Raw genomic sequence first — 14,979 nt, 5'->3', positions numbered from 1 at the left:
GGTCAGCCAACAGCAGATCAGTAGGTATAGAACATCCGCTGAATCTCCCTAGTGCTGTTCGTCTTGGTCAACGCCAGCATCAGCAGAATGCGTGCCTTCTGCGGGCTGAGCGTATCCGACACCACGAAGTCCAGCTGGTCATCATTCGCCTCACCGTTGCGCGCCACGATGCCCTGGCCCACGCGCGCCGAGCGCACGATGACCACGCCCTGTTCGCGCGCAGCGATCAGGGCCGGCTTGGTCTTGGCCGGCAGGCTGCCATTGCCCACGCCCGCATGCACCAACCCTTTGGCCCCGCTTGCCACCAGCGCCTTCACCGCCACGTCACCCACGTTCGCATACGCATAGGCCACATCCACCTGCGGCAGCGCGTCCAGTTTCGACACGTCGAACTCGGTGTCCACCGTGTGCTTGCGTGTGACTTCACGGTAGAAGAAGGGTTTGCCGCCCTGGATGTAGCCGATCATGCCCAGTTCCGAGCTGCGGAAGGTGTCGGTGGTGGTGGTGTTCGACTTGGTGACGTCGCGCGCCGCGTGGATCTGGTCGTTCATCGCCACCAGCACGCCCTTGCCGACCGCGGATGGCGAGCCGGCCAGGTTGACCGCGTTGTACAGGTTGATCGGACCGTCGGCCGACAGCGCGGTGGACGGGCGCATCGAGCCGACCACCACCACCGGCTTCTTGCTCTTGACGACCAGGTTCAGGAAGTAGGCCGTTTCTTCCAGCGTGTCGGTGCCGTGGGTGATGACGATGCCGTCCACGTCCGGCTGCGCCAGCAGGGCATTGACGCGCTTGGCCAGGATCAGCCAGTGCTCGTTGCCCATGTTTTCGCTGGCGATCTGGAACACCTGCTCGCCGCTGACCTTGGCGACCTTCGTGATTTCCGGGACCGCCTGGATCAACGCCTGCACCCCCACGGTAGCGGCGGTGTAGCCGACCGTGGTGGTGCTGGTGGCGCCGGTACCGGCGATGGTGCCGCCGGTGGCGAGGATGGTCACGTTGGGCAGCTTTGTCCCTTGCGCCTGCGCCGCCGAGGCGAGCAGGAACAGCAGGGCGAACAGCGCCGCGAAGGCGCGCTTGGAACGGTGGAACAGCATTACTTCTCCTTCAAAAAACAAAAAGGCGGCCGCAGTGCGCGGCCGCCCGTAACAGATGAATTACGGCTTCTTGTAGACGACGCCGTCCTTCATGACAAACTTGACCTGCTCGAGCAGCTTCACGTCGCGCAGTGGATCGCCTTCCACCGCGACGATGTCGGCGGCGAAGCCCGGCTCCACCGAACCGAGGCGCTGGGCCTGGTCGAGCAGGGTGGCGGCATGCAGGGTGGCGGCGCGGATCGCCTCCAGCGGCGACATGCCCGCTTCCACCATGTAGCCGAACTCCTTGGCGTTTTCGCCGTGCGGGAACACGCCGGCGTCGGTGCCGAAGGCGATCTTCACGCCGGCCTTGTGGGCGCGGCCGAAGGTGGCCTGCAGCTGCGGGCCGATGGCGGCCGCTTTCGGCCGCACCAGGGCCGAATAGTAGCCATCGATCTTGGCCTTGTCGGCCACGTAGCGGCCGGCCGAGATGGTCGGCACGTACCAGTGGCCGGTCTTCTTGAACAGGGCGACGGTTTCGTCGTCCATCAGGGTGCCGTGCTCGATCGAGTCGACGCCGGCGCGCAGGGCGCGCTTCATGCCTTCGGCGCCGTGGGCGTGGGCCGCGACGCGGAAGCCGTAGTCCTTGGCGGTGCTGACGATGGCCTTCAGCTCGTCCTCGGTGTATTGCGAGTTCTGGCCGTTGGCGGCCTGGCTCAGCACGCCGCCGGTGGCGGTGATCTTGATCAGGTCGGCGCCTTCCTTGTAGCGCTGGCGCACGGCCTGGCGGCCTTCTTCCGGGCTGTCGATGACGCCCTGTTCCGGACCGGGGTGTCCCACTTTCTCGCTCAGGAAGTGCGACAGGTTGTTGGTCGGGTCGGCATGGCCGCCGGTGGTGGCGATCGACTTACCCGCGGTGAACATGCGCGGACCCGGGATCTCGCCGCTATTGATGGCGCGCTTGAGCGAGACGTTCAGGCCATCGGCCGCGCCCAGGTCGCGCACCGTGGTGAAGCCCGCCATCAGGGTGCGCTGGGCATACTTGACCGAGCGGAAGGCCATGTCCTGCGGATCGGCGGTGAGGCGGTCGCGGTAGGCGTCGACCACCGGCGCGGTTTCGCTGGTCAGGTGCACGTGCATGTCGATCAGGCCGGGCAGGCAAGCGTGGCGCGACAGGTCGACGTTCCCTGCCGCCTGCGTCATCGGGCCGACCGACTTGATCACGCCGTTTTCCACCACGATGCTGACGCGCTCGCGCCAGGTGCCGCTCTTGACGTCCAGCAGGCGGCCGCAGTCGACGGTCTGGGCGGCGGCGTATGCGCCGCCGGCATGCGCTCCGCCGAATGCGCCAAGCAGCAGGCCTGCCATGTACAGCTGTTTCATGTCTCGCTCCTCATTATGGTTATATGAAAAAGGCCCTCCATCGCTGGAAGGCCTTCGGTACTGACACTATCGATGCACGCTCAACGCAGCGGTGCGACTGCGGGGTCCTTGTTCGGGTCGGCGAGGTCGCCTTCCCACTTGGCGACCACCGCGGTGGCGATGCCGTTGCCGATCACGTTGGTGGCCGAACGGGCCATGTCCAGGAAGTGGTCGATGCCCAGCAGGAGCAGCAGACCGGCTTCCGGGATGTTGAACTGGGCCAGGGTGGCGGCGATGACGACCAGCGAGGCGCGCGGCACGCCGGCCATGCCCTTCGAGGTCAGCATCAAGACCAGCATCATGGTCATCTGGGTCGCCAGGTCCAGCTCGATGCCGTAGGCCTGGGCGATGAAGACGGCCGCGAAGGTGCAGTACATCATCGAGCCGTCCAGGTTGAACGAATAGCCGATCGGCAGCACGAAGGCGGCCAGGCGGTTCTTGACGCCGAAGCGCTCCAGGCCTTCCAGGGTCTTCGGGAAGGCCGCTTCCGACGAGGCGCAGGTGTAGGCCAGGATGGTCGGTTCCTTCAGCTCGGAGATCAGGCGCAGCACGCGGCGGCCGAGGAAGATGCCGCCGATCAGGATCAGCACCACCCACAGCAGGATGATGCCGAGGTAGAACTCGGCCATGAAGATGCCGTAGGTCGAGAGCACGCCCAGGCCGCTCTTGGCGATCACGCCCGCCACCGCCGCGAACACCGCGACCGGCGCGAAGTTCATGACATAGCCGGTGACCTTCAGCATGATGTGGGCGATGCCGTCCACCGCGTCGATCAGCGGGGTGGCGCGCGCGCCGACGGCGGCCGCCGCGGTGCCGAAGAAGATCGAGAACACGACGATCTGCAGGATCTCGTTCTTGGCCATGCCGTCGAAGATCGAGACCGGAATCAGGTGCGTGATGAAATCCTTCAGGGTCAGGCTGGAAGTGGTGATGCCCGAGGAGGTGCCCACCGGCGGCACGGCGCCCGACAGGGCCATCGCGTCGCCCGGACGGAACAGGTTGACCAGGACCAGGCCCAGCGACAGCGAGATCACCGAGGCGATGATGAACCAGCCCAGCGCCTTGACGCCGATGCGGCCCACTTCCTTGGCGTCGCCCATCTTGGCGATGCCGACCACCAGGGTCGAGAACACCAGCGGCGCGATGATCATCTTGATCAGGCGGAGGAACATGGTCGTGATCAGTGCCATGGTGTCGGCGAAGCCTGCCGGGTCGGCGAAACTGGTGTTGGCCACGTAGCCGACGACGATCCCGAGCACGAGGCCGACCAGGATGTAGGTTGTCAGGCGGTTCTTTTTATCCATAATGCTTCCTGTCTTGTGGACCTGTGCATAAACCCGCGGCAGGGGATTGCACTGTCGCAAGGCGAATTATTGGGTAGTGAGTTGGGAGAACGGTGAGCCGTTCTGGTAGGTAAGGCAAGTTCCGAAGTATCCTTGTCGCTAGAAATGCTGTCAAGCATGCTTACACCGTGCGCAACAGCGCGGACAATCGCCGCCGCGGGCGGCGCACATACAGGCACCAGATGATCGAGATCGAGAACGTCAGCAAGTGGTACGGCAGCTTCCAGGTGCTGCGCGATTGCAGCACCCGCGTCGCACGCGGCGACGTGGTGGTGGTGTGCGGGCCGTCGGGCTCCGGCAAGTCGACCCTGATCAAGACCGTCAACGGCCTCGAGCCCTTCCAACAGGGGCGGATCACGGTCGACGGCATCGCGGTGGGCGACCCGAAGACCAAGCTGTCGCAGCTGCGTGCGCGCATCGGCATGGTGTTCCAGAACTTCGAGCTGTTCCCGCACCTGTCGGTACGCGACAACCTGACCCTGGCCCAGGTCAAGGTGCTGGGGCGCAGCAAGAGCGAGGCGCTCGAGCGCGGCCTGCAATACCTGGACCGCGTCGGCCTGCTGGCACACCAGGACAAGTTCCCGGGCCAGCTCTCGGGCGGCCAGCAGCAGCGCGTGGCGATCGCGCGCGCACTGTCGATGGACCCGGTGGCGATGCTGTTCGACGAGCCCACGTCCGCGCTCGACCCCGAGATGATCGGCGAGGTGCTGGACGTGATGGTGGGGCTGGCGCAGGAAGGCATGACCATGATGGTGGTGACCCACGAGATGGGTTTTGCGCGCAAGGTGGCGGACCGGATCGTCTTCATGGACCAGGGCGCCATCGTCGAGGACAGCCCCAAGGAAGCGTTCTTCAATGCCCCGCAGTCGGAGCGGGCGCGCGAATTCCTGGCGCGGATCATCCACTAGAAAGCACAACGGCGCCCGAGGGCGCCGCTGCTGATCACGCGTTCAAGCGATCACGCCTGCTTCTGCTTGCGGCGGCGCGCGCCGGCCAGGCCTGCTGCGCCCAGCGCGAACAGGGCGATCGATGCCGGTTCCGGAACGTCCCAGCCGATGGCGTCGAACATCATCAGGTCCATCTGGCTGATGGCCAGCAGTTCGCCACGGCCCGCGGTCGGGTCCAGCAGGCCGATGCCGCGGTTGTCCTTCCAGTGGCTGGCCTGCTGGCCGTCGCCGTTGGCGCGGCCGTTCGAGAAGATCGACAGCGTAGTGGTGCAGTTATCCAGGGAGAAGAACTTGTCGCGTGCATCCGCGGACCAGTCGATGTCGGCGCCGGCAGCCTTGCTCGCCGGCGAGCAGCGGTACAGGTCGGCCGGAGCGACCAGGGTGAACGCTGAATCGTCCAGGTCGGTGCGGGTGTAGACCTGGTCCAGGATGTCGACACCGCTGATGAAACCGAGCGCATGGCCGATCTCGTGGGCGGCCACGCCGGTGAAGTCGATCAGGCCGGCGCCAATGCCGTCGGTCGGGTCGAAGTCGAAGATCGAGGCGAAACCGGTGCTGAACGAGATCGAACCGTCAGAGCCCTTGTCGCTGTCCGGAATCAGGCCCAGGGCGCGGAAATTCGCCCAGGTCGCGGTAACGGCGCGGTTGTTCGCGTCGCAGTCGTTGTCGACGAAGGTGGCGGCGCTGCCGGCGCCGGCCGGGTTGACGTTGGTGCCGTTCATCATGACGCTCAGGCACGGGCCTGCGGGCAGGTTGGCAATGGCCTGGAAATCCGTGCTGGTCTTGGCATCGCGGATCAGGGCCTGGCGGAAGCCCGCGTAGCTGAGGGTGCCCTGGCGCGAACTGGTCGAGCCGAGCACGTTGGGAGCGAGCGCCGCGAAAGCGATGTTCAGGTTGACCTGCACGTTGTCATGCAGGACGCTCTGCCAGCGGTTGGCAGCGGTCTGGAAGCCGGCCAGCGCGCGTGCGTCCATGGCAGGGTCATAGGTGAAGTTGATCGTCAGTGCCTGTGCCGAGCCTGCGTAGGCGCATGCCAGCAGCGGAACGATCTTCAGCAGGTTTTTCAGGGTTTTCATGAGTCTCTATTTCCGTGATATTTCAAATAATTATTCTTGGCGACATCCGCCATGCCAATGAAGCGGCTGCTTTTCCACAAGCAAGTTTCAAGCCAGAAATTTAAGCCGTTGTTTATTAAGAGAAAAATTTTTCCAGGCGGTAATCAGCGTCGTGCACTGTAAAATTTTCCGTCAGGATAGAATGCTTGCCTTGTATATACATGTGGGCCAGCGAGCGTGCGACTCCTGCTGTGGCTCCGGTAAAATGTCGGCATCCGCAATCCGAGAGCCGCCATGTCCATCATCGAAACCCCCGACACCATCACCATCACCCGCCCCGACGACTGGCACCTGCACCTGCGCGACGGCGCGGCGCTGAGCAGCGTACTGCCGCACAGCGCGCGCCAGTTCGCGCGCGCGATCGTGATGCCGAACCTGAAGCCGCCGGTGACCACGACCGCGGCGGCCAGCGCCTACCGCGAACGCATCCTGGCGGCGCTGCCGGAAGGGATGCGCTTCGAACCCCTGATGACGCTGTACCTGACCGACAACACCGACCCGGACGAGATCCGGCGCGCGATGGATTCCGGTTTCGTCCACGCGGTCAAGCTGTACCCGGCCGGCGCCACCACCAATTCGGACGCCGGCGTCACCGACCTCAAGAAGTGCTATAAAACGCTCGAAGTGATGCAGGAAGTCGGCATGCCGCTGCTGGTGCACGGCGAAGTGACGGACAACGACATCGACCTGTTCGACCGCGAGGCCGTGTTCATCGAGCGCGTCATGCGCCCGCTGCGCAGCGCCATGCCGGCCCTGAACGTGGTGTTCGAACACATCACCACCAAGGAAGCGGCCCAGTACGTGGCCGAAGCCGAAGGTCCGATCGCGGCTACCATCACCGCCCACCACCTGCTGTACAACCGCAACGAGATCTTCCGCGGCGGCATCCGCCCGCACTACTACTGCCTGCCGGTGCTCAAGCGCGAGGAACACCGCCTGGCGCTAGTGACCGCCGCCACCAGCGGCGACGAGCGCTTCTTCCTCGGCACCGACTCGGCGCCGCATGCGGTGCACACCAAGTACGCGGCCTGCGGCTGCGCCGGCTGCTACACCGCGCTGCACGCGATGGAGATGTACACCGAAGCCTTCGCCCAGGCGGGCGCGCTCGACAAGCTCGAAGCCTTCGCCAGCCTGAACGGACCGGCCTTCTACGGCCTGCCGGTCAACGAAGGGACCATCACGCTCAAGCGCGAAGCCTGGACCCTGCCGGAGACCGTGCCCTTCGGCGAACACCAGCTGGTGCCGCTCAACGCCGGCGAGACCATCAACTGGAAGATGGTGGACTGAGCGTCCCGATGCTGCCGCAGATCGACTGGTCGCGCCCGTGGTACGACGCGGTACGGCCGGCCTATGAGCGGCTGGGCTTGGGTGGCGAGGAGTTCCTTGCCGCCTTCAACCGCAGCGCCGATGCGCTTGGCCTGTGCAATGACGCCGGTTTGCCGCTGCGCTTCGTGCCGCAAAGCGCGCTGCCGGAGGGCCGCGCCTACGAGGAATTCATCGGCGCCACCGGCCAGGTGCCGACGCGCGACAACCTGCATGATTTTTTCAACGGGCTGGTATGGCAGACCTTCCCGCTCATCAAGCGCCAGCTGAACGCCCTGCAGGCGGCCCAGATCGCCCAGGCCGGCATCGGCAAGTCGCGCGGTCCGGCGCGCGACGCCGCCACCATCTTCGACGAGAATGCCGCGCTGCTGGTGGTGCGCGAGGGCGCCCCCGGGCGCGAACTGGTGGACGCGCTGCGCGCTCACCGCTGGTGCGAGGCGCTGCATGAAAAGCGCGCCATGTTCGGGCACGATGTGCGACTCTGGCTGTTTGGCCACGCGCTGATGGAGAAGCTGGTAGCGCCACGCAAGGCCATCACCGCGCATACGCGTGTCATCTTCGTGGGCGATGATGTGATGGCGCTGTCGCTTGAAGCGCAGCGCGCCTGGCTCGACGCCCGGGTGGCGGCCGAGCTGGCCGAACAGGGACTGGCCACATCGAACTTCACGCCGCTGCCGGTGCTCGGCGTGCCGGGCTGGTGGCCGGGGCAGGACCAGGATTTTTATCTCGACACGACGGTGTTCCGTCCAAAACGACAGCACTGAAAGGACAAGCCGGATGGCAAACGACGTACGCTGGGGCATCCTCGGCACCGGCAAGATCGCGCGCGCCTTCGCTACCGCACTGAAGGATGTGCCGGGCGCGCGGCTGGCGGCGGTGGCCTCGCGCAGCTTGGAGAAGGCGCAGGCCTTTGCCCAGGAGTTTGGCGCCGCGGCAGCCTATGGCGACTACCAGGCGCTGGCCGACGCCGCAGGCATCGACCTGGTCTACGTCGCCACGCCGCATCCGCAGCACGCCGACAATGCCCTGATGGCGCTACGCGCCGGCAAGGGCGTGCTGGTCGAGAAACCATTCACCATGAACCTGCGCGAAGCCGAGCAGGTGGTCACGCTGGCGCGCTCGCGCCGCCTGTTCCTGATGGAGGCGATGTGGACGCGCTTCCTGCCGGCCTTCGACGAAGTGCGCCGCATCGTGGCCTCCGGCGAGATCGGCGAGGTACGCCAGGTGGTGGCCGACTTCGGTTTCACGGCAAGCTTCGGCCCCGAGCACCGCGTCTTCAATGCGGAACTCGGCGGCGGGGCGCTGCTCGACCTGGGCATCTATCCGCTCTCGATCGCCACCGCGCTGCTGGGTCCCGTATCCGGCATCAAGGCGCAGGCCGAGCTGGGCGCCACCGGCGTCGACGTGCAGACCGGCTTCACCCTGCGCCACGAAGGCGGCGGCATGTCGGTCTGCAGCTGCTCCTTCCAGGCCCGCACGCCGTGCGAGCTGACGGTGTCGGGCACGCGCGGCCATGTGCGCATGAACACGATGTTCCACCGCGCGAAGAACGTGAGCGTGACGCTCGAGGACGGGAGCACGCGCACGGTCGACACGCCCTATCTCGGCAACGGCTACGTGCACGAAATCATGGAAGCGCAGCGCTGCTTCGGCACCGGCCTGCTGGAAAGCCCGGCCATGCGCCTGGAAGAAACGCTGGCGCTGATGGGCGTGATGGACGAGATCCGGCGCCAGATCGGCTTGTCCTACGACAGCGACCGCAGGAGTGTGCGGCCGGCCCATGCCGCCTGAATTGACAAGCGCGACGGCTGTGCGAATACTGGAGCGGCATCCATCACCTTTCCAGCGGAGTCTCCATGCGTATCCTTGCTTCCCTCATCCTCGCGGCCGGCCTGCTCGCCGGTAGTGCCTGGGCCGCCCCGGTCCCGGCCGACAAGATGGCCTACGTCGGCAACTGGCAGGGCAAGGACATGCAGCTGTCGCTCTCGAAGGAGGGCAAGGTCGAATACAAGCGCGGGCGTCCGAACGATCAGGTCAATCTCAGCATCGACCTGCAGCGCTTCAAGGGCAATAACTTCGAGGCCGGCGTGAGCTTCGTGACGACCACCTTCGTGGTCAGCAAGCCGCCGCACCGCGAGGGCGGCAAGTGGAAAATGACGGTGGACGGTGTCGAACTGACCCGGGACGAGTGATGCAGCTGCGCACCGTCACGCCCATCCTGCGCATCTTCGACGAAACCAAGGCACGCGAATTCTACGTCGGCTTCCTGGGCTTCCAGGTCGACTGGGAGCACCGCTTCGAGCCCGGCCTGCCGCTCTACCTGCAGCTCTCGCGCGGCGGCTGCATCCTGCACCTGAGCGAACACCACGGCGACTGCTGCCCCGGCGCGGCGATGCGTATCGAGGTCGACGACATCGACGCCTACCATGCGGAGTTGCGAGCAAAGGACTACGGCTACGCCAGGCCGGACATTGGCGATACGCCGTGGGGCTCGCGCGACATGTCGGTCAGGGATCCGTTCGGAAACCGGCTGACCTTCACCAACGCGATCAGTACCTGATCGCGTCACCGGAGTTCGCACATGAATAACGAAACCCGTGTCGCGGTTCTCGTCGATTGCGACAATACGAATCCTGCAGCGGTCGAGTTCGCGCTGCGTATGGTCGCCAAATTCGGGCGCGTCGTCGTCAAGCGTGGGTATGGCAACCATGCGACTCTGGCCAACAGCTGGCGCGACACACTGGTGTCGCTGGCCTTCACGCCCTGTCTGCAGTACCAGTACGCGGCGGGGAAGAACACTGCCGACATGGCGCTGGCACTCGATGCGCTGGAAATCCTCTTTGACCAGCGTGCCGATTGCTTCTTCGTCGTCACTAGCGACTCCGATTTTGTCTACCTGTGCCGCAAGCTGCGGGAGCGTGGCGCTACTGTGTATATAGTGGGGGAAGCGAAAACACCGACGGCCTTGCGCAATGCAAGTGACCAGTTCTTTGAGTGGATGCCTCCGACTTCTGTGCAGGCCTCGCCCGCTGTTCCAAGCACGCCTCCGCGTCCCAAGGCAGAGGCGCCGGTCGTGAAGCGGCGGCCAAAATTCGTCGTCGAAGCGGTGACCCTGCTGGCCAGTGATACGCCTGAAGGCAAGGTCCATCTCAGTACGCTGGGGCAATACCTGCGACGAACCAACCCTGAATTTTCGCCTGCAGCCTTCGGATATTCAGGTCTGCTCGAGATGATCAAGTCATATGACCTGATCTTTCCCAAAAAAGAGGATGGCGGGCACTATACGGTGAGGCTGGCGAAGGAGCAGGCGCCTGCTGGCGAGCAAATCTAGCGCACGCTTGTCGCCGCATCGAGCCTGCGGAACAGCTCGCGGTGCAGGTCCAGCGTGTACTTCGTCATATGGCGGCGCGCGTGTTCGATCTCCTTCAGCTCGCGCTGGGCCACCGCATCGTCGTGCTTGGCCAGTGCCCACAGCGCCAGCTCGACCCGTGCCTCGATGCTGCCGAAGCGCTCCGCAGCCGCCGTGAACTGGGCGCCGGCTTCCACCTGGCGTCCAGTAGCGTCGTAGGCGCGCCCCAGCACCAGGCCGACTTCTTCCGCGCGGTAGCCAGGCTGCTTTACCTGCAGCGGCGCGAGCAGGCTGATCGCCGCTTCCGGCTGGCCATGCAGGGACCTGGCGCGCGCCGCGCCCAGGATCACTTCGGGATCGTTCGCGAACGGACCCTGCAGGCAGGCGTCGTACTGGGCTACCGCTTCCGCCGTCTGGCCGCTCTCGAGCAGCGCAGCGGCCAGGCGCATCTGGTTGTGCGCAGTCGGCGTCAGGTCGAAGGCGGCCCTGGCTTCGCGCACGTCGCGGCCCGGATCGAGCTTGCGCTGCAGCGCGTGTCCGGCCAGCCTGGCCTGGCGCTCGAGGCGCGAATGCGGCAGGAACACGGCCGCGAAATAGACGATGCTGCCGAGCAGGGGGAAGGCGAACAGGATCATCAGCCAGTACATCGGGCGCCCCGTGCGCACCGCATGGACGGCGAAGAAGATGGCGACGATCAGGTGCAGTCCGAGTCCGAGGAAAGGCATGGCGGTGGCAGGTCGAGGACAAAGTGCCACGATAACCGGGATTCTCGTCGTGGTTTCTCACGGATTGTCACGCGGCGCATCAATTGGACACATCGAGCATCTGCGGCGCGCCGGTGAGCTTGTCCGGGTTGCGCATGACGAAGACGGCCACGATCCGTCCTGCATCGACAATGAACGACTGCGCGGATTCCAGCCGGCCCTCGACATAGCGCAGCAGGCCCGGTTCCCCGTTGATCAGTGCCGGACGGTAGGCAACCCGTCCCGGGTGCTGGTGCTCCACCGACCAGAACACCCCTGCCACCCTGCCGGCCCCATGCAGGATGCGCATGAAGGAGCGCACCTTGCCGCCGCCGTCCGACACCAGCTGTACGTCGTCCGACATCAGGCCGCGCATGGCTGCCAGGTCGCCGCTGGCGGCCGCCTGCATGAAGGTCGCCAGCAGGGCGCGGTGTGATTCACCAGGTACGGTGAAGCGCGGCCGCTCCTGGCGGATGCGCGCCTGGGCACGGTGCACCAGTTGGCGACAGGCAGCTTCCGATTTCTCCAGCACCTGGGCGATATCCGCATAGTCCGACTCGAATACCTGGCGCATCAGGAAAGCCGCGCGCTCATCGGGCGACAGGCGTTCCAGCACCCACAGGAAGGCGACCGACACCTCGCCAGCCAGTTCCAGCGCGCGTTCCGGCGTGTTGTCGTCCAGTTCGACCAGTGGCTCGGGCAGCCACCAGCCGACGTAGGCTTCACGATCCGCCTTGCTGCTGCGCAGCCGGTCGATAGCCAGGCGCGTCACGGTGGTGACCAGCCAGGCCTCGGCGGAATGCACCTGCTCCCTGTCGCTGCCATGCCAGCGCAGCCAGGCATCCTGGACGACGTCCTCGGCATCGGCGCGCACGCCCAGCATGCGGTAGGCGATCGAGAACAGCCGCGGACGCAGCGCGGCGAACAGGGCATCGTGGCGAGAAGCGGGTTGACCGGTCATGGCGGGTGAGGGTGGAGGCGGTTTCAGAAACCAGGCGCGGGTTGTTCCGGGATCTGGTTGCGCAGCGACAGGTTCAGCACATTCCAGCCACGGATGGCTGCAATAGCGTAGCTGAGTTCCACGATCTCGCTGTCGCTGAAGTGTTCACGCAGCGCATCGTATGCGGCATCCGTATCGTCGTGCTGCGGGAGCCGGTTGAGGGCATCGGCCCAGCCCAGCGCGGCGCGCTCGCGGGCGCTGAAGAAGGGGGCTTCGCGCCAGCCGGCCACCGCGTTCAGGTGGCGTGGGTCAGCGCCGGCCTTCAGCAGGAAGCGCCAGTGCATATCGACGCAGACGCCGCAGCCGTTGAGCTGCGAGACCCGCAGGTTGACCAGCTCGACGAGCTTTTCGCCAAGCGTGCCCTGGCTGACCGACTTCGACAGCGCGATCATGGCCTGCAGCGACTTCGGCGCGAGGGAGTAAAAGGGGAGACGTGCGGTATGCGTCATGGTAGGCCTTCCTTCGGAAAACGGAAGCGCCCGTTGCGCTTCCCATACCTCTTAGACGGCCTGGCGCGGCGGGCTGTGACAGGTCGGGCAAAATTTTTCGCTTGCCCCGACCATGCTACACCTTCAGGAACTCTTCGCGCCCGCCCAGCCAGCGCGTCAGGTGGGCGTCGACGATCGCCATGTACTCGGGCCGGTCGCCGTTGTCCAGCAGGTACTGCGCCACGTCGCGCGCCTTGTCCACGATCCACTGGTCGGCTTCGAGGTCGGCGAAGCGCAGCATCGCCTCGCCCGACTGGCGCGCGCCGAGGAATTCGCCGGGCCCGCGAATCTCCAGGTCGCGCCGCGCGATTTCGAAGCCGTCGGTGGTCTCGCGCATCGTCAGCAGGCGCTGCTTGGCCACCTGGCCCAGCGGGCTTTGATACAGCAGCAGGCACACGCTCGCCGCCGAGCCGCGGCCCACGCGACCGCGCAGCTGGTGCAGCTGCGACAAGCCGAAGCGCTCGGCATGCTCGATCACCATCAGGGAGGCGTTCGGCACATCGACCCCGACCTCGATCACGGTGGTCGCCACCAGCACATGGATCTCGCCTGCGATGAAGGCGTCCATGATCACCTGTTTTTCCGCCGGCTTGAGGCGCCCGTGCACCAGGCCCACCTGCAAGTCGGGCAGGGCCTCGGCCAGGGTTTCGTAGGTTTCGGTGGCGGTCTGCAGCTGCAGCACCTCGGATTCCTCGATCAGCGGGCAGACCCAGTAGACCTGGCGGCCTTCCTGCGCGGCCGCGTGCACGCGCTCGATCACTTCCTCGCGCCGGTTCTGGTCGATGGCGCGGGTGACGATCGGGCTGCGGCCGGGCGGCAGTTCGTCGATCACCGAGACTTCGAGGTCGGCGTAATAGGTCATGGCCAGGGTGCGCGGGATCGGCGTAGCCGACATCATGAGCTGGTGCGGCACCAGGCCGTCGCTGCCCTTGTTGCGCAGGGTGAGGCGCTGGCCGACGCCGAAGCGGTGCTGCTCGTCGACGATCACCAGGCCCAGCTTCGCGAACTGCACCGTGTCCTGGATCAGGGCGTGGGTGCCGATCACGAGTTTCGCTTCGCCCGATTCGATCAGCTCCTTGGCCGCATCCTTTTCCTTCTTTTTCAGGCTGCCCGTCAGCCAGGCCACCTTCACGCCGAGCGGCTCCATCCAGGCCGCGATCTTGCGGAAGTGCTGCTCGGCCAGGATCTCGGTCGGCGCCATCAGCGCCGCCTGGTAGCCGCTGTCGATGGCCTGGGCGGCAGCGAGGGCCGACACCACGGTCTTGCCGCTGCCGACGTCGCCCTGCAACAGGCGCTGCATCGGATAGCCTTCGCGCAGGTCGGCCCCGATCTCCTTCACCACGCGCTGCTGGGCGCCGGTGAGCTGGAAGGGCAGGGCGGCGAGGAAAGCGGCGGACAGCTCGCCCACCGCGCGCAGCGTTGGCGCGCCCTTTTCGCGGCGCGCACGCTGGGCGCGCTTCAGCGACAGTTGTTGCGCCAGCAGCTCGTCGAACTTCATGCGGGTCCAGGCCGGGTGGCTGCGTTCGGTCAGCGCGTATTCGTCGACGTCGGCCGGCGGGTAGTGCAGCAGACGCACCGAGGGCTCGAAGTCCCACAGCTGCAGGCGACTCAAGAACGCGTTGGGCAGGGTGTCGCGCCAGTCGACCCGCTTCATGGCGTCGTTGATCGCGCGCCGCAGGATGGTCTGGGACAGGCCTTCGCCGGCCGGATACACCGGCGTGAGCGCGGTAGGCAGCGGTGCGCCCTCGTTGATCACTTTATACGTGGGGTGGACCATTTCGGCGCCGAAGAAGCCGTGCTTCAGCTCGCCGCGGGCGCGCACCCTCACGCCTTCGGACAATTGCTTGACCTGGCTGCCGTAGAAATTCATGAAGCGCAGCTGCAGCTCGCCCGTCTCGTCGGCGATCTGCACCAGCAGCTGGCGCCGCGGCTTGTAGGTAATTTCATTCTTGACCACGACCCCCTCGACCTGCCAGGTCTGCAGCCCGCGCATGGCCGCTTCGCGGATCGTGACCACCTTGGTCTCGTCCTCGTAGCGCATCGGCAGGTGCAGCACCAAGTCCATGTCGGTGCGTAAACCCAGCCGGGCGAGCTTGGATTCAATGGTTTTGGGGGCGGAAGTCGTCTTGGTGGCGGGCATATTGCGGCATTTAAGCAGATGCTGGCGTAAAAT

Annotated in this window: 15 protein-coding genes; 7 read left to right on the top strand and 8 right to left on the bottom strand. The window is 65.7% G+C overall.

The features are described 5' to 3' along the window. Positions 1-17: 17 nt before the first annotated feature. From LK539_RS23495 to LK539_RS23485, 3 genes are all read right to left on the bottom strand, one after another. The gene (locus LK539_RS23495; RefSeq protein ID WP_227803495.1) at positions 18-1,097 is read right to left on the bottom strand and encodes a type II asparaginase; all 1,080 of its coding nucleotides are present in this window, start codon (positions 1,095-1,097) and stop codon (positions 18-20) included. Between the two features lie 60 nt (positions 1,098-1,157). Then, a complete protein-coding gene (locus LK539_RS23490) occupies positions 1,158-2,459 on the bottom strand; it encodes an amidohydrolase family protein (RefSeq protein WP_227803494.1) in 1,302 nt (433 codons plus the stop codon). Between the two features lie 80 nt (positions 2,460-2,539). Continuing rightward, positions 2,540-3,802 (bottom strand): dicarboxylate/amino acid:cation symporter, encoded by a 1,263-nt coding sequence (locus LK539_RS23485; RefSeq protein ID WP_227803493.1) that lies wholly within the window; start codon positions 3,800-3,802, stop codon positions 2,540-2,542. Positions 3,803-4,023: 221 nt separating this feature from the next. Between LK539_RS23485 and LK539_RS23480 the strand changes: the two genes are divergently transcribed. Next, a complete protein-coding gene (locus LK539_RS23480; RefSeq protein WP_227803492.1) occupies positions 4,024-4,749 on the top strand; it encodes an amino acid ABC transporter ATP-binding protein in 726 nt (241 codons plus the stop codon). Positions 4,750-4,799: 50 nt separating this feature from the next. Here LK539_RS23480 and LK539_RS23475 read toward each other — a convergent pair whose 3' ends face one another. Beyond that, on the bottom strand, positions 4,800-5,864 hold the full coding sequence (locus tag LK539_RS23475; protein ID WP_227803491.1) for an NF038122 family metalloprotease: 1,065 nt from the start codon (positions 5,862-5,864) through the stop codon (positions 4,800-4,802). A gap of 273 nt (positions 5,865-6,137) precedes the next feature. Between LK539_RS23475 and pyrC the strand changes: the two genes are divergently transcribed. The 6 genes from pyrC to LK539_RS23445 all read left to right on the top strand — a co-directional run bounded on the left by pyrC (position 6,138) and on the right by LK539_RS23445 (position 10,557). Further along, positions 6,138-7,190: a dihydroorotase gene (pyrC, locus tag LK539_RS23470; RefSeq protein ID WP_227803490.1), complete on the top strand. Its 1,053-nt coding sequence runs from the start codon at positions 6,138-6,140 to the stop codon at positions 7,188-7,190. Between the two features lie 8 nt (positions 7,191-7,198). After that, positions 7,199-7,990 (top strand): DUF3025 domain-containing protein, encoded by a 792-nt coding sequence (locus LK539_RS23465; RefSeq protein ID WP_227803489.1) that lies wholly within the window; start codon positions 7,199-7,201, stop codon positions 7,988-7,990. 13 nt (positions 7,991-8,003) lie between these two features. Next, positions 8,004-9,017, top strand: coding sequence for a Gfo/Idh/MocA family protein (locus LK539_RS23460; RefSeq protein ID WP_227803488.1), 1,014 nt, complete (start codon positions 8,004-8,006; stop codon positions 9,015-9,017). A 65-nt stretch (positions 9,018-9,082) separates the two neighbouring features. Beyond that, positions 9,083-9,418, top strand: a complete 336-nt coding sequence (locus tag LK539_RS23455) for a hypothetical protein (protein ID WP_227803487.1) — start codon at positions 9,083-9,085, stop codon at positions 9,416-9,418. Further along, positions 9,418-9,786, top strand: coding sequence for a glyoxalase superfamily protein (locus tag LK539_RS23450; RefSeq protein WP_227803486.1), 369 nt, complete (start codon positions 9,418-9,420; stop codon positions 9,784-9,786). Before LK539_RS23455 ends, LK539_RS23450 begins: the two co-directional genes overlap by 1 nt. A 21-nt stretch (positions 9,787-9,807) precedes the next feature. Then, positions 9,808-10,557: an NYN domain-containing protein gene (locus LK539_RS23445; protein ID WP_227803485.1), complete on the top strand. Its 750-nt coding sequence runs from the start codon at positions 9,808-9,810 to the stop codon at positions 10,555-10,557. Here the strand turns inward: LK539_RS23445 and LK539_RS23440 are convergent. From LK539_RS23440 to recG, 4 genes are all read right to left on the bottom strand, one after another. Beyond that, a complete protein-coding gene (locus LK539_RS23440) occupies positions 10,554-11,300 on the bottom strand; it encodes a tetratricopeptide repeat protein (RefSeq protein WP_227803484.1) in 747 nt (248 codons plus the stop codon). The genes LK539_RS23445 and LK539_RS23440 overlap by 4 nt on opposite strands. A gap of 79 nt (positions 11,301-11,379) precedes the next feature. Further along, positions 11,380-12,279 carry an RNA polymerase sigma-70 factor gene (locus tag LK539_RS23435; protein ID WP_227803483.1) on the bottom strand — a complete coding sequence of 300 codons (900 nt, stop codon included), beginning with the start codon at positions 12,277-12,279 and terminating at the stop codon, positions 11,380-11,382. A 23-nt stretch (positions 12,280-12,302) separates the two neighbouring features. Next, the gene (locus LK539_RS23430; protein WP_227803482.1) at positions 12,303-12,767 is read right to left on the bottom strand and encodes a carboxymuconolactone decarboxylase family protein; all 465 of its coding nucleotides are present in this window, start codon (positions 12,765-12,767) and stop codon (positions 12,303-12,305) included. Between the two features lie 115 nt (positions 12,768-12,882). Further along, entirely contained in the window at positions 12,883-14,946 is a 2,064-nt protein-coding gene (recG, locus tag LK539_RS23425; protein ID WP_227803481.1) for an ATP-dependent DNA helicase RecG, read from the bottom strand. Between the last annotated feature and the right edge of the window lie 33 nt (positions 14,947-14,979).

Source organism: Massilia sp. IC2-476 (assembly GCF_020707295.1).
Classification (GTDB): Bacteria; Pseudomonadota; Gammaproteobacteria; order Burkholderiales; family Burkholderiaceae_D; genus Telluria.
This window is presented reverse-complemented; position numbering and strand designations above follow the sequence as displayed.